General features: G+C 63.4%; 9 protein-coding genes, 1 tRNA gene and 3 pseudogenes. 6 read left to right on the forward strand and 7 right to left on the reverse strand.

The window, feature by feature from the left end; genetic code table 11:
• Nucleotides 1-945: 945 nt before the first annotated feature.
• Nucleotides 946-1,194, forward strand: a complete 249-nt coding sequence (locus EN745_RS17400; protein WP_127421849.1) for a hypothetical protein — start codon at nt 946-948, stop codon at nt 1,192-1,194.
• Between the two features lie 564 nt (nt 1,195-1,758).
• Nucleotides 1,759-2,199 (forward strand): annotated as a pseudogene (locus EN745_RS37075) (tyrosine-type recombinase/integrase); the annotation flags it as partial.
• A 191-nt stretch (nt 2,200-2,390) separates the two neighbouring features.
• Here EN745_RS37075 and EN745_RS17410 read toward each other — a convergent pair.
• A tRNA-Ile gene (locus EN745_RS17410) sits at nt 2,391-2,466 on the reverse strand.
• 133 nt (nt 2,467-2,599) lie between these two features.
• Here EN745_RS17410 and EN745_RS17415 point away from each other — a divergent pair.
• A complete protein-coding gene (locus tag EN745_RS17415; protein ID WP_127421850.1) occupies nt 2,600-3,319 on the forward strand; it encodes an SIMPL domain-containing protein in 720 nt (239 codons plus the stop codon).
• Between the two features lie 182 nt (nt 3,320-3,501).
• On the opposite strand, the gene EN745_RS17420 is transcribed toward EN745_RS17415, so the two are convergent.
• Nucleotides 3,502-3,885, reverse strand: coding sequence for a hypothetical protein (locus tag EN745_RS17420; protein ID WP_126058808.1), 384 nt, complete (start codon nt 3,883-3,885; stop codon nt 3,502-3,504).
• 221 nt (nt 3,886-4,106) lie between these two features.
• Nucleotides 4,107-4,553: a YcgN family cysteine cluster protein gene (locus EN745_RS17425; protein WP_127421851.1), complete on the reverse strand. Its 447-nt coding sequence runs from the start codon at nt 4,551-4,553 to the stop codon at nt 4,107-4,109.
• Nucleotides 4,554-4,752: 199 nt separating this feature from the next.
• Between EN745_RS17425 and EN745_RS17430 the strand changes: the two genes are divergently transcribed.
• Nucleotides 4,753-7,014 carry an OmpA family protein gene (locus tag EN745_RS17430; protein ID WP_127421854.1) on the forward strand — a complete coding sequence of 754 codons (2,262 nt, stop codon included), beginning with the start codon at nt 4,753-4,755 and terminating at the stop codon, nt 7,012-7,014.
• 283 nt (nt 7,015-7,297) lie between these two features.
• Nucleotides 7,298-7,813, forward strand: a complete 516-nt coding sequence (locus EN745_RS17435; protein WP_126058806.1) for a TIGR00645 family protein — start codon at nt 7,298-7,300, stop codon at nt 7,811-7,813.
• A gap of 18 nt (nt 7,814-7,831) precedes the next feature.
• Here EN745_RS17435 and EN745_RS17440 read toward each other — a convergent pair whose 3' ends face one another.
• The 3 genes from EN745_RS17440 to EN745_RS17450 form a co-directional block, all read right to left on the reverse strand.
• Nucleotides 7,832-8,698: an NAD(P)-dependent oxidoreductase gene (locus tag EN745_RS17440; protein WP_127400553.1), complete on the reverse strand. Its 867-nt coding sequence runs from the start codon at nt 8,696-8,698 to the stop codon at nt 7,832-7,834.
• A 369-nt stretch (nt 8,699-9,067) separates the two neighbouring features.
• On the reverse strand, nt 9,068-9,697 hold the full coding sequence (locus EN745_RS17445) for a helix-turn-helix transcriptional regulator (protein ID WP_245487756.1): 630 nt from the start codon (nt 9,695-9,697) through the stop codon (nt 9,068-9,070).
• A gap of 38 nt (nt 9,698-9,735) precedes the next feature.
• Nucleotides 9,736-10,608, reverse strand: a complete 873-nt coding sequence (locus EN745_RS17450) for a S1C family serine protease (protein WP_127421853.1) — start codon at nt 10,606-10,608, stop codon at nt 9,736-9,738.
• A gap of 168 nt (nt 10,609-10,776) precedes the next feature.
• On the opposite strand from EN745_RS17450, the pseudogene EN745_RS17455 reads away from it, so the two are divergent.
• A pseudogene (locus tag EN745_RS17455) lies at nt 10,777-11,725 on the forward strand (trypsin-like peptidase domain-containing protein).
• 47 nt (nt 11,726-11,772) lie between these two features.
• Here the strand turns inward: EN745_RS17455 and EN745_RS36190 are convergent.
• Nucleotides 11,773-12,707, reverse strand: a pseudogene (locus tag EN745_RS36190) (hypothetical protein); the annotation flags it as partial.

Here is a 12,707-nt window from a genome sequence, read left to right on the forward strand (position 1 = left end):
GCCTTACATCGTGCACTGCGAAACAGGTTGGCCATCTACGAAATTCAGAACTGTGGAAGCCTGGCTACGGCTCAGGCCGAGGTTACTAGGCTGATCAGCGCTGAACGATTTGCGGGTGCCCGCTAGTGGCGCAGCGACGTTCGGCTTGCTCGCCGTAACGTCCGCTTTCAGGCGATGGCCAAGCTGGCCCCAACGGCAGAGATGAGGCGCAAAGCAGCCCTCACACTCGATGCCTCCCAAACTATCCTAAGGCCGAATCTACTGGCCCGCGCTATCCATAAGAACCCTCAGTTCAGGTTGAGGCGACGCGCAGAAAGTTCGAAAAGCTTCCAAGAACCAAAGACCAATTGGACGCCCCAGGCGGCGGCCCTTTTAAAACGCAAAAACCGCCCCGTTAGACCGGGACGGTTATTGATTTATGACAAAATTGGTTGCGGGGACCGGCTTTGAAGCTGCGAGCGGTTAAGGGCGAGGGCAATGGTCCTCTTTGGCGAAATGTGGCTTGGCCATCCAGTGCCTGGACGGTAAATTGGGTCTGCCATGAGGGTCACAAGGCCTGCTCGCCCCTATTGGCTTGACCTTTGAGTGCGGCGACCGGTAACGGCATGCAATAAAAACAAGCACTTGCCTTTAAGGCGGGCTAAGTCAGGCTTTCGCACAACAAGGAGATGGTGCCCATCCAAAAAGGACCGTCGATCAAGCCTGCGCTGCGGAATCGCCTCTCGCTAGCAAGGCAGGGTGCCCATCTGCTAGTCTCGCGATGTAACGGTCGGAGCTAACCCTGACGTCACTTTGCAATGGCAACCATCCGATTTATACGCTCCGACCGCCATTCACCGCAGACTTAGATCATCTCTCTTTTGGAAGTATCCGACAAGATGTAGATCCTGGTCGCTGCATAGAAGCCTGCCTGCAAAGCCGTGGGCACTGCACGTGAGTGCCGACATGAAAAGTGACTCCCTCTCCTATCCTCCTCGCGGCCTCTCACGCGAAGAAGCCGCCCGATATGTTGGCGTGGGCATAACCAAATTTGACCAAATGGTCGCTGACCACCGCATGCCAAAGCCGAAGAAGGTTGATAGCCGCGTGATCTGGGATCGCTTGAAACTCGAAGCCGCGTTTACGGAACTACCTGGAGACGATGAAGAGAATATCGTCGACTTCCTGTTGCAAGGGAATCATCTCAGGGAATAGATTCATTCCACCATGACCAACAAATATCCCGGCCTCTCCTCCTACACCGACCGCCATGGAAAACTTCGCTGGCGCTATCGGACGAAGGAGCGTGTTGTCAGTCTACCGGCGCCTAACCAACCCGGTTTCAAGGAAGCTTACCAAGCAGCGGTCGAGGGCCGGAAAGTCCCCAGGGCCCCTGTCGTCCAAATGCCCGGAGCTGCCCTGCCCGGCACGTTTGGAGCTGCTTTTCAACGGCTGAAAATCTCGGTCAAGTGGCTGGCTCTTGACAAGGCCAGCAAGCGCAAGAACACGCGGCTCATCGAAGAGTTTTTAGAACTGCGGGTGGTCCCTGATCACCCAGTCATCTGGCGGAACGTGCCGGTTAAGAACCTTCGACGCATCCATGTTGAAGAGCTTCTAGGCCGCTTCATCGCCACGCCCCACAAGGCCAAACACCTACTGGTCGGCATACGGAAGCTGGTTTATGTCGCGTTGCGCCAAGACTGGATCGAAATTGACCCCACAGGAGCGGTCGAGTGGCGTCCTGCTTATGCCGGCTGGAAAGCATGGTCGCGCGAGGCCATGGCGCAATTCGAAAAGCGTTGGCAGCTCGGCACCGCAGCGCGCACCTGCTACGGGTTGGCACTTTGGCTCGGCAACCGCCGCGGCGACGTCGCGGACCTGCGCTGGGATCAAAGAGTCACTCGTCGTGTGTTCATCGATGGTATCGAGCGTCACTTCGATGGGTTTGATATCCTTCAGGCCAAGAACAAGGGACGAACCGGCGGCAAGCGGCTTTTTGTGCCGATCACGCCGATGCTGTCTGAGATCCTGGATGCGGCCGACAGGCGCGGCGAGACCGTGCTGGTCAATGGCTATGGGGAGGCGTTCTCCGCCAAGTCGCTGACTGGAATGATGGCGCATTGGTGCAAGCTTGCCGGTCTGCCGAAGGGACTGACCCTCCATGGACTGAGAAAGTCGCTTGGCGTCTATCTGGCCGAGGCAGAGGCTTCGACCAGGCAGCTCATGGATGTGCTCGGTCACGACGACATCGATCATGCCGAGCTCTATTCGCGCGAGGCATCGCAGGTACGGCTGGCGGTCCAGGGGATGGATCGAGTCGTGCGTCTGGTCACGCGCAAGCCGATGCTTGGCGAACCTATTGGCGAACCTCGTGGCGAACCACCCTATAAAGCATTGATAGATAACGATAATGGTGGGCCCGGAGGGACTCGAACCCCCAACCAAGCGGTTATGAGCCGCCGGCTCTAACCATTGAGCTACAGGCCCCACGCGGCTGGCTTAGTGTTTTTCCTTCCTCGGCACAAGGCTTTCCGGGCGGGCTGGCAGCGATCGCCCAAATCAGCCCATATTCGCGCTCTAGTTGCCAGATGCGACTGGTTCGCAGACCGAGGAGATTTTCATGACCAGATGTCTTTTGCCCCTCATGCCCCTGGCGCTTGCTGCCGCCATCGCCTTGCCGGCGGCGGCCGGCGCCGCCGATTCGCAAGCCGCGCCCCGCATCGTCGTGTCGGGCGAAGGCCATGCGACCGCAGCGCCCGATCTCGCGCTGTTGACGCTCAGCGTCATGCGCGAGGCCAAGACCGCGCGCGCCGCGCTCGACGCCAACAACGACGCCATGGCCGCGGTGATCGCGGCGATGAAATCGGCCGGCATCAAGGACCGCGACCTGCAGACGGCGGGCATCCAGATCAATCCGCGCTACAACTACACCAACAAGCCGGACGGCAGCCAGGAGGCCGAGCTTGTCGCCTACCAGGTGACCAACACGCTTTCGGTGCGCATCCGCGACATCGACAAGACCGGCGATATCCTCGACAAGGCGGTGTCGCTCGGCGTCAACCAGGGTGGCGGCATTGCCTTCTCCAACGAAGACCCGTCCGCCGCTGTCACCGAGGCCCGCAAGAAGGCGGTCGCCGACGCCATGGCCAAGGCCAGGACGCTGGCCGAGGCCGCCGGTGTCAGCATCGGCCGGGTGCTGGAGATTACCGACCAGAACATCGCGCCGCCGCCGATGCCGATCAACGCCAAGGCCTTCGATGCCGCGGGCGCGTCGGTCCCGGTGCAGGCGGGCGAGAACGCTTACGCCGTGCAGGTTACCGTCACCTTCGAATTGAAGTGAGCGTGGTCCGGCCGGCTTGCGTCGGCGGGGCCGGACGCAGGTCCGGCCGGCTGTGACCGACCCCTGCTGCGCATGAAAAACCCCGGAGGACCAGTCCTCCGGGGTTCTTCTTGAGCCGCACCCTTCCGCCCTGGCGGAAAGGGGCTCTGCTAGGCGTTCAAGCCGGGGCCGGCTTGTGTTCCTTAGCGATAGATGATCGGGCAGCCGCGCACATTGGCGAATACCACCACGACGCGATCGCCGTACTGGCGGCCCATAACCTTGACCGTGCGGCGGCCGACATCGACGATGCGGACACGGTGCAAGCCCATGCGCTCGGCCTTGTCGAGCGCGCGCTCCGGCGAACAGCCCCGGCGCCAGCCGCGGTCGTCACGCCAATCGTTATCATCCGAGCGGTGACGGCGATGGTAGTAACCGTCATCGTCCCCGGTGTAGACGCCGAAGCGGGGATCCTGGTTGTTGCCGAAACCGAGATAGAGGCTGTCGGCATGGGCGGCGGGAATGGCGGCAAGCGTGCCGAGGCCGACCAGCGCCGAAAGGGCTGCCGTCTTGATCGTGTTGAACATCGTTTTCTCTCCTTGTTGAGGGCTCTCGCCCCTTGTGAGCCGATGGTGCGAGAATGCGCCTGCCTGTCTGAACCTTCTGCGAACCGTCCATTCATCTTCGGTTCATCCGGCAAGCCATCGGTTGTGAGCGGCCGGACCCCAAACGCCCCACGGCCCCGCCGGTTCCGGCCGAGGCCGATCCGGCGCGTGCTATTTCCTATCGGTTTGCGGCGAAAATCGGTTCAGGGCTCGTCGTCGAGCATATAGTCAAAATAGTCGTCCGGCTCGGCAAGGTCGGTTTCCTTGGCCTTGACCCGACCGCGGATCGAGATGCCGGCTTCGTGCACCGTCTCGGCGCTCCCCGAGACCAGCCTGTGCCACCAATAGAGGTCATGCCCCTCAGCTATCAACCGATAGGCGCAGGTCCTGGGCAGCCAGCTGATAGTGCGCACATTCTGCGGAGTCAGCCCAACGCAGTCCGGAACCCGGGCCAATCTGTTGGCATAATCGGCGCAGCGGCAGCTTTCGGCGTCGAACAGCCGACAGCCGACGCTCGTCCAGTAGATCTCGCCGGTGTCCTCGTCCTCGAGCTTCGACAGGCAGCACTTCCCGCAACCGTCGCAGAGCGATTCCCACTCGACCGGCGTCATCGCCTCAAGAGTCTTGGTTTTCCAGAACGGCGCACCCATTGCGCGGATGTGGCCCCGGCCGGCGCCAAGGTCAAGCGCGGCAGTGGCGTAAATGACACATGCATCATATGAAAAACACGAAGTTGCCTTCAAAACGCCGGTCAATCGTCCTTCGTTGCCGCTAATGCCCACACGTCGGAACCAAATCCCGATGATGAAAGTTTTGGGCAGGGATGGGACCCCACAAGGAGAATTTGAGATGAAACGCCAACCACGGATTCTGGCAGGCACCGCGATCGGCCTGCTGATGGCATCCGCGCCGTTGGGCGCGTACCCGCTGCAGGGCGGTGCCGTTTTCGGCTCCATGCAGCACGCCGCCGCGCCATTGATTCTTGCGCAAGCGAGCTGCGCCGAGGGGGAATCAGCCGAAGCCTGCGCGCAGAACCAGCAGGCTGAACCGGAACAGCCCAAGAAAAAGAAGCGCGAGCAGCAGCAGCAAACCGAATCCGCGCCGGCCGAGCAGGCCGCTCCCGCCGAGCAGGAACACAAACCACGCAAGCGCAAGGTAGAACAGCAACAGCAGCAAACGGAACAGGCGCCGGCCGAACAAGCCGCGCCTGCCGCCGAAGAGCAGCAGCCGCGCAGGAAGAAGCGCAACCAGCAGCAGATCGAAGCGGCTCCTGCCGAACAGATCGCGCCGGCGGACAACAACCGGCAGGACAACCTGCGCAAGAAGAAGCGCGAACAGCAGCAGCAAATCGAAGCAGCACCCGCCGAACAGCCCGCCGAGCAGGCGGCTCCGGCTAACGACGAGCAGCCGATCAAGCCGCGCAAGAAGAAGCGTGACCAGCAGCAGATCGAAGCAGCTCCAGCGGATCAGCCAGTTGAACAGGCGGCTCCGTCGAACGGTGAGCAGCCGCTCAAACTGCGCAAGAAGAAAGGCGACCAGCAACAGATCGAAGCGGCACCCGCCGAACAGCCTTCAGACCAGGTCGCGCCGGCAAACGACAACAATCGGCAGGACAATCTGCGCAAGAAGAAGCGCAAGCAGGATCAGCAGATCGAGGCTGCGCCCGCCGAGCAGGCGCCGGCCAAACAGGCGGCACCCGGCGAGCCTGTCCCGCAGACTGAACCGCTTCCCGTGCCCACCGAGCAGCAGGCAGCTCCCGCCCAGGGCGAACAGCCTCAGGACAAGAAGAAGCTTGGCAAGAAACTTGTCGGCGAGCAGCCGGTGACGGAAGAACAGCCCGCAACCGGCGAGCAGCCTGCCGCTGGCGAACAGGCGACCCAGCCCGCGCAGGGTGAAACCCCGGCCCAGGGCGAGGCCACGGCCAACCCGGACGAAGCGCCGCTTCTGGACAGCCAGAAGGACGCCCGACGCAAGCACAAGGGCGGTAAGGATCAGGCCGGCCAGAGTGCCGGCGGACAGACCACCGAAGGCCAGAACGCCGAGGGAGCCGGTCAGCCCGTTCGGCAGAACGGCGAGCAGGCGCAAGCTCCGAAGCCGGCTCCTGTCGATCAGGGACCGCCGCCAACCGACGACAAGTCGGCCCAGCAGGCAATCCAGCCTGAAAAGATCGTTCCGGTGACCGAGGAAAAAGGCACGCGCGTCGAGCGCGCGCCTGAAGAGGAAGACGTAAGCCGCCGTCCGCGTCCGCAAGGCGCCGACGTCCTCAAGCAATTCGGCGACCGCGTCATCATCCAATTCAACAACCAGACGATCGTCGAAAGCAACGATGCGCCGCGCATGCATCGCGGCGCCAGGAATGTCTACTATGAAGATCTGTCCGGCGGCCGCATTCGCGAAATCGTCGAGCGTGACAACGGCGTGCAGATCGTCACCATCCGCAACCGTTATGGCGACGTCATCCAACGTTCGCGCATCACGCCCGACGGCCGCGAATATGTGCTGAGCTATGTCGACGAGCGCTACTACCGTGATGTCGACGACTGGCGCGATCCCGGCGACGACCTGCCGCCGATGCGGCTCACCATCTCGCGCCGCGATTACATCCTGGATTCGGAGGATGTCGAGGACCCGGACGAGTACTATACCTTCCTCGAACAGCCGCCCGTCGAAAGGGTGCAGCGCCTCTACTCGGTCGACGAGGTCAAGCGCTCTGCCCGCGTGCGCGACATCGCCCGCCGCATCGACCTCGACACGCTGAACTTCGAGTTCGGCTCGGCGACGATCTCGGACACCGAGGTGCAGAAGCTGGAAGGCGTAGCCACTGCCATGGAGAAGCTGCTGAAGAAGAACCCGGCGGAAACCTTCCTGATCGAGGGCCATACCGATGCGGTCGGCACGCCCGAGGCGAACCTTGCCTTGTCGGACAGGCGAGCGGAGGCGGTCGCCGAGGCGCTCACCAATGCCTTCGGCATCCCACCCGAAAACCTGACGACGCAGGGCTATGGCGAGGAGTATCTCAAGGTCGACACGCAAGGGCCAAACCGCGAGAACCGTCGTGTTGCCATCCGCCGCATCACCTCGCTGGTGGCGCCAGTGGCCAGCGCGAATTAGCCCGCCGTTCCAGAAGCATAGTGCGGCTTCTGGATTCAGTGCGACAACAGCGCGCCCATCCCGATCCTGCCGGGATGGGCAATGCTCACAAGGGTTTGGGGCTCAAGAAGAATTCAGCTTCGATTCGAGCGAAATCATTGAATTGCCGGATTGATGTACCCAGATTCGGGAAAGGGCGTTCCCTGCCCTGTCCCGACTCCAGCGGGACACATGAGCCCCGCCGGCCCTCTCCGGCGGGGTTTTGTTTGACCTTGCGAACTGAAACCAAAAGCGGAACCGGCGCATGAAACGTCTCGAACTCGCGATCGAATCGATCATCCTCGCTTCGCGTTGGCTGCTGGTCGTGTTCTATATCGGGCTTGGCCTCGCGCTCGCCATTTATGCGGTGTCGTTCGGCAAGAAGCTCTACGAGTTCGTCCTTAACGCGCTGTCGCTCGGCGACACCGACACCATCCTGAAGATACTCGGCTTGATCGACGCCGCCCTGGTCGCTTCGCTGGTGGTGATGGTGATCATCTCCGGCTACGAGAACTTCGTCAGTCGCTTCGACGAAAATGACGGCAAGGTGCACTGGCTGGGCACGATCGATGTCGGCTCGCTCAAGGTCAAGGTCGCCTCGACCATCGTCGCCATCTCCTCGATCCACCTGCTTCAGGTCTTCCTGAATTCCGTCTCCTACACCACCGACCAGCTGATGTGGCTGACCATCATCCACCTCGCCTTCGTCCTCTCGGCGCTGATGCTGGCCTATATCGACCGGCTGATGGGTCTGGCCAAAGGCAAGAAAGTTGAGGACTGAGACCTCGCCCGCTGCCCGTCAGTAGATGGTTTTGATCTTGCTTTCCGTCCGGGCAAACACCTCGTCCGGCACGAAGAAGTCGCCGGCGAGCGGCCCTGTCGCGCCCGGCGAATAGATGGAAAAATCGCTGACGCCCTCGGCACGCAGCACCTCCTCGTCGATGTAGAAATTGCCGGTCGCCTCGCGCGATGGACGCAGGAATATCGCATGCGCTGCATCGGCCATGATGTCGGGCGAACGGCTCATCGCCGCCACCGACGCGCCGCCCAGAAGATTGCGCACCGCGGCCGTGTCGATGGTCGAGATCGGCCACAGCGAGTTGACGGCGATGCCGTCCTTGGCGAATTCCGCGCTCATGCCCAGCGTGCACATCGACATGCCGAACTTGGCCATGGTGTAGGCGACATGGTTCTTGAACCATTTGGCCACCATGTCGAGCGGCGGCGCCAGATTCAGGATATGAGGATTCTTTGCCAACTTCAGGTGCGGAATGCACATTTTTGAGACCAGGAAGGTGCCGCGCGTGTTGATCTGGTGCATCAGATCGTAGCGCTTCATGTCGGTCTCCAGCGTGCCGGTAAGCTGGACGGCGCTGGCATTGTTGACGCAGATGTCGATGCCGCCGAAGCGCTCCAGCGTCTTGGCGACCGCCTCGGCCACCTGCGCCTCCTCGCGAATGTCGCATAGCACCGGCAGCGCCTTGCCGCCGGCCTGCTCGATCTCCTCCGCCGCCGTGTAGATCGTGCCCGGCAGCTTCGGATGCGGCTCCGCCGTCTTGGCGGCGATCGTCACATTGGCGCCGTCGCGCGCCGCGCGCAGCGCGATCGCCAGCCCGATGCCGCGCGACCCGCCGGAGATGAACAGCGTCTTTCCCTTGAGCGACATTTTTTCTCCGCTTCCTTAACTACATCGCAGGCGCGAACCTTTGCGCGGCAGGCGACCAGAGCGCAAGGCCCGACCCGCCGCGAGCGGGTTACGCTGCGTAGGGTCCAGAAACGAGGTGAGGCGGAACAGGGTCTATTGAGATTCCGGTCAGGCCGAGTCGAGAATGGTGGCTTCCGAGAACCGGAGCGGAGCGTACTTAAAGTACGTGAGCACGCGCATGACCCCAAAATCGGTACGATTTTTGGAAAGGATCATGCGCAAAGTATGAGTGGTACGGCGTCCTTAGCGCGTCCAACAGGACGCGCGGCGCCGTAAAAGCGCAGGAAGCCGCCATTCGCAGGCCGGCCTCACCGGAATATCAATAGGCCCTCAGACCAGCACCAGCCCCTGCCGCATGGCAATGGCGATCGCATCGGTGCGGTTGGCGGCACCGAGCTTGATCAGGATCGCCGCGACATGGAACTTCGCCGTGTGCACGGAAATGTTCAGCCGTCGGGCGATCACCTTGTTGGGCGCGCCCTCGGCAAGGAGCGCCAACACTTCCGCCTCGCGAGGCGAAAGCGTTGGCCGGGCATGGTTTGTGTCGGCACGATCCTCGTCGAACGGATCGCTGTCATGGAAGGCCAGGTCCTCGTGCCGGCCGGACGGCCGGCCTGCGCCTGAGATGCGGTAGCCGGCGGCCGCGAGCCGCGCGGCAGCGGCGATCAGCAGTTCGTCAGACGCCGCCGGCAGCACGGCAAGCACGCCGTCCGCCGGCAGCTCGTGGCCGACGCCTCGGGACAGCAGTACCCTGGGAAGCGCGGGATCGATCGCCCTGCCCTCCAGGCCATCCTCGTCGACGATGACGACATCCACCGCCTGGCCGAAACTGTTGTCGGCCATCACTGGCAGCAGATCACCGGTCGCGCCCAAAGCCTCCGACAGTTGCTCGGCTCGCTCGGCATCGCCAAGCGCGATCAGTACGGTCAGCCGCCGCTCGGCCGCGGCCCGATCCGTCATCCTGTGATTTGCTATCGCCGCGACCGCCATCGATGCCCTCAGCTCAGCGGCTTCTCGCCGATGGTCACCGCGACATCGCGCGCCTCGCCGGCGCGCACGACGCCGAGCATCACGGAGGCGCCGGCACTGTCCGGCCCGAGCTTGCGGATCAGGTCGCGCGGACCCTCCACCGCCTCGCCATTCCATGCCACGATTATGTCGCCGAGATGCAGGCCGGCGGCCTTGGCCGGACCGTTGTCATCGAGGCTCATCACCATCGCGCCGTGAGTGTCGCTGTTGTGGACCGGATGCAGTCCGGCGCCGAGATAGCCTCGCGCGACATGGCCCTTCTCGCGCAGCGTCGTCACCGCCCGCTCAATCGTTTCGTAAGGCATGACCAACGCCCGGCGGCGCGGCCCGAACAGCAACATGCCGATCAGCGCGCCTTTCGCGTCCAGCACCGGGCCGCCTTCGAAACGGCCGCCGGCATTGACGGCCAGATTGATGCGCCGGTCGATCGTGCCGCCGCGCATCGAGCGCCAGGCCGGACCGACCTCGCCGACCGAGCCGAACACGGCAAGCGCCGCGCCGTCGCTGTTGCCGACGGCGACGGCGACATTACCGGGCCGCACCGCATCCGCTCTGGCGAGCGACGGCGCATTTGCCGCGTCGGCCGGCTTCAGTAGGGCGACCCCGGTCGAGGGATCGCGGCCGACAAGCTCGGCCTTGACCGTTTCGCCCGAAGTCAGCGTCAGCTCGATCTCCTCGCCCGCCTCCACGACTTCCTCGGCGGTGACGAAATAGCCGTCGCGCCAGTGGAAGGCGCTCGCTGTCCGATGATGATGGGTTGCAAGGCTCGCCGTCGCCGGCGCGGCCGCTGCCGCGAGATCGGCGATTGCGTCGGAAAATGCGCTCAAATTGAAGTCGCTCATCATGGTTCTCCTGGGTTTGCGGTTACCCAGATATCGTTCGACAGCGCGCCGGCCGGTACTCGCCTGATGGCCAGTTGGCCTCACGACTGGCCATCTGGTCAGGTCGCGGCTGTCGCAGCCGCTCCGCACATATAGTCACGATCAAGCCTGATATCACGGAGCCCGCTCATGGCCCTCGCCGCCGCCAAACTCCAAACCGACGACACGCTGCTCGACGCCTATTCGACGACCGTCGCCGACGCGGTCGACCGCATCGGCCCTGCCGTCTGCCGCATCGAGCGCATCGGCGGCGCGGGCGGCCATGGCTCCGGCTTCGTCATCACGCCGGACGGGCTGATCGTCACCAATTTCCATGTCGTCGGCGACGCGCGCCGTGCGCGTCACCATGCCGGACGGCGCCTCGCGCGAAGGCCGCGTGCTTGGCCGCGACCCCGACACCGACATAGCGCTGGTGCGCGCTGACGGCAGCTTCGCCGACGTCGCACCGCTCGGCGACTCCAAGCGCCTGAGGCGCGGCCAGATCGCGATCGCCATCGGCAATCCGCTCGGCTTCGAATGGACGGTCACCGCCGGCGTCGTCTCCGCGCTCGGCCGCTCGATGCGCGCCTCGACCGGGCGGCTGATCGACGACGTCATCCAGACCGACGCGGCGCTCAACCCCGGCAATTCCGGCGGGCCGCTGGTGTCGTCGGCGGGCGAGGTGATCGGCGTCAACACCGCCATGATCCACGGCGCGCAAGGCATTGCCTTCGCCGTCGCCTCCAACACCGCCAATTTCGTCATTTCGGAGATCATCCGCTTCGGCCGCGTGCGACGCGCCTTTATCGGCGTCTCCGCCGACACCACCAATTTGCCGCGCCGCGCCGCCCTTCTGTCGCAGGTCTCGAGCAGCACCGCCGTGCGCCTGCGCAGCGTCGAGAAGAACAGCCCGGCAGCAAGGGCCGGGCTGAAGGAAGGCGACATCATCGCCGCGATAGATGGCCGTCCGGTGACCGGCGTCGACGACCTCGTGCGCATGCTCGACGCCGAGCGCATCGGCCGCGAGACGCTTTGCACCGTGGTGCGGCGGACCGGCGTCAGCCAGGTCGCGGTGACGCCGGTGGCAAGAGTCAACTGAGTGGCAAGAGCTAACTGAGCGACCTCGCCGGGAGCGTCCGCGATGCGCTATTTGATCTCTTGCCCCTGATTGCCCAGACGCATCTTAAGCAAGGCAACCAGACTTGCCTGCATGCTGTCCTCGGCTTTGATGGGAGCCGTGTGTGGTCGTTCACGAAGCGCGACCCGCATGGCGTGGAAGCCAAGCGCGCGATAGGCCTCCATCTGCTCTTCCGAAAAGAACTGATCGCTCGTCGATTCGTGCGGGAAAAGCGGATACCGGCGCTCGTAGTCAAGGACGTAGTCGGGCTCGTCGCCGGTAACCGACGCCTTGACGTAGACAAGGATCCCTTCGACCGGATCATTCTCGTAGAGGATCTTGCCGACCGCGAAATGCCGCAAATGCAAATCCGATTCCGGCGGGACGATCTTGGTGCGGTTGGCGTCGCGCGCCAGCGCCGCATCCCTGACCGGTCGCCAGTCGAGCGAGATGCGCACGCCGAGATCGATCCGCGCGAAGCGTTGGACGTCGGTGAAGGCGCCGAAATTCATGCCGGCATCGGCCTCGGCGTCGACCACGATGATCAGCTTGCACCTGCGCTTGAGCAGTTGGTAGAGGCCGATATTGTCGATGTGGCCGCCATCGGTGATGTAGACCCGCGAACTGTCGGACCTCAGCTGCCCCGTCGCCTCCGCGAGCAGATATAGCCGCAGGATATCTTCCCAACTGCGCCGCGAGGGCCGCTTTCCAAGCGCAATCCCGCTCGGGTTGGGAAGCCAGAACCCCAGGCGCAGGTTGAGCAGGGCAAGCGTCGGCCCAAGCAGGCCGAGGCTGGTGCGACCCATGCTCGACGAGATGGCGGCGCCCGAAATCGCCGCCGCCGCCGCGAGGTCCAGTTGCCCCTCCGCCTTGGCCATCGCTGTCGAGGACGCATATCCGGTCGAGGTGCTGCCGACGAAATGTTTTGAAAACAGGAAGAATTCGGCGTTGCGCCCTCTCGTGC

It is taken from the genome of Mesorhizobium sp. M4A.F.Ca.ET.022.05.2.1 (genome assembly GCF_003998845.1).
Classification (GTDB): Bacteria; Pseudomonadota; Alphaproteobacteria; order Rhizobiales; family Rhizobiaceae; genus Mesorhizobium.

What these genes read in the sequence shown, in the direction of transcription:
- EN745_RS17420 (WP_126058808.1), bottom strand. Translation starts at nt 3,885, where the DNA reads ATGTTCAACACGATCAAGACGGCAGCCCTTTCGGCGCTGGTCGGCCTC.
- EN745_RS17430 (WP_127421854.1), top strand. Translation starts at nt 4,753, where the DNA reads ATGAAACGCCAACCACGGATTCTGGCAGGCACCGCGATCGGCCTGCTG.
- EN745_RS17400 (WP_127421849.1), top strand. Translation starts at nt 946, where the DNA reads ATGAAAAGTGACTCCCTCTCCTATCCTCCTCGCGGCCTCTCACGCGAA.
- EN745_RS17450 (WP_127421853.1), bottom strand. Translation starts at nt 10,608, where the DNA reads ATGAGCGACTTCAATTTGAGCGCATTTTCCGACGCAATCGCCGATCTC.
- EN745_RS17445 (WP_245487756.1), bottom strand. Translation starts at nt 9,697, where the DNA reads ATGACGGATCGGGCCGCGGCCGAGCGGCGGCTGACCGTACTGATCGCG.
- EN745_RS17440 (WP_127400553.1), bottom strand. Translation starts at nt 8,698, where the DNA reads ATGTCGCTCAAGGGAAAGACGCTGTTCATCTCCGGCGGGTCGCGCGGC.
- EN745_RS17435 (WP_126058806.1), top strand. Translation starts at nt 7,298, where the DNA reads ATGAAACGTCTCGAACTCGCGATCGAATCGATCATCCTCGCTTCGCGT.
- EN745_RS17425 (WP_127421851.1), bottom strand. Translation starts at nt 4,553, where the DNA reads ATGGGTGCGCCGTTCTGGAAAACCAAGACTCTTGAGGCGATGACGCCG.
- EN745_RS17415 (WP_127421850.1), top strand. Translation starts at nt 2,600, where the DNA reads ATGACCAGATGTCTTTTGCCCCTCATGCCCCTGGCGCTTGCTGCCGCC.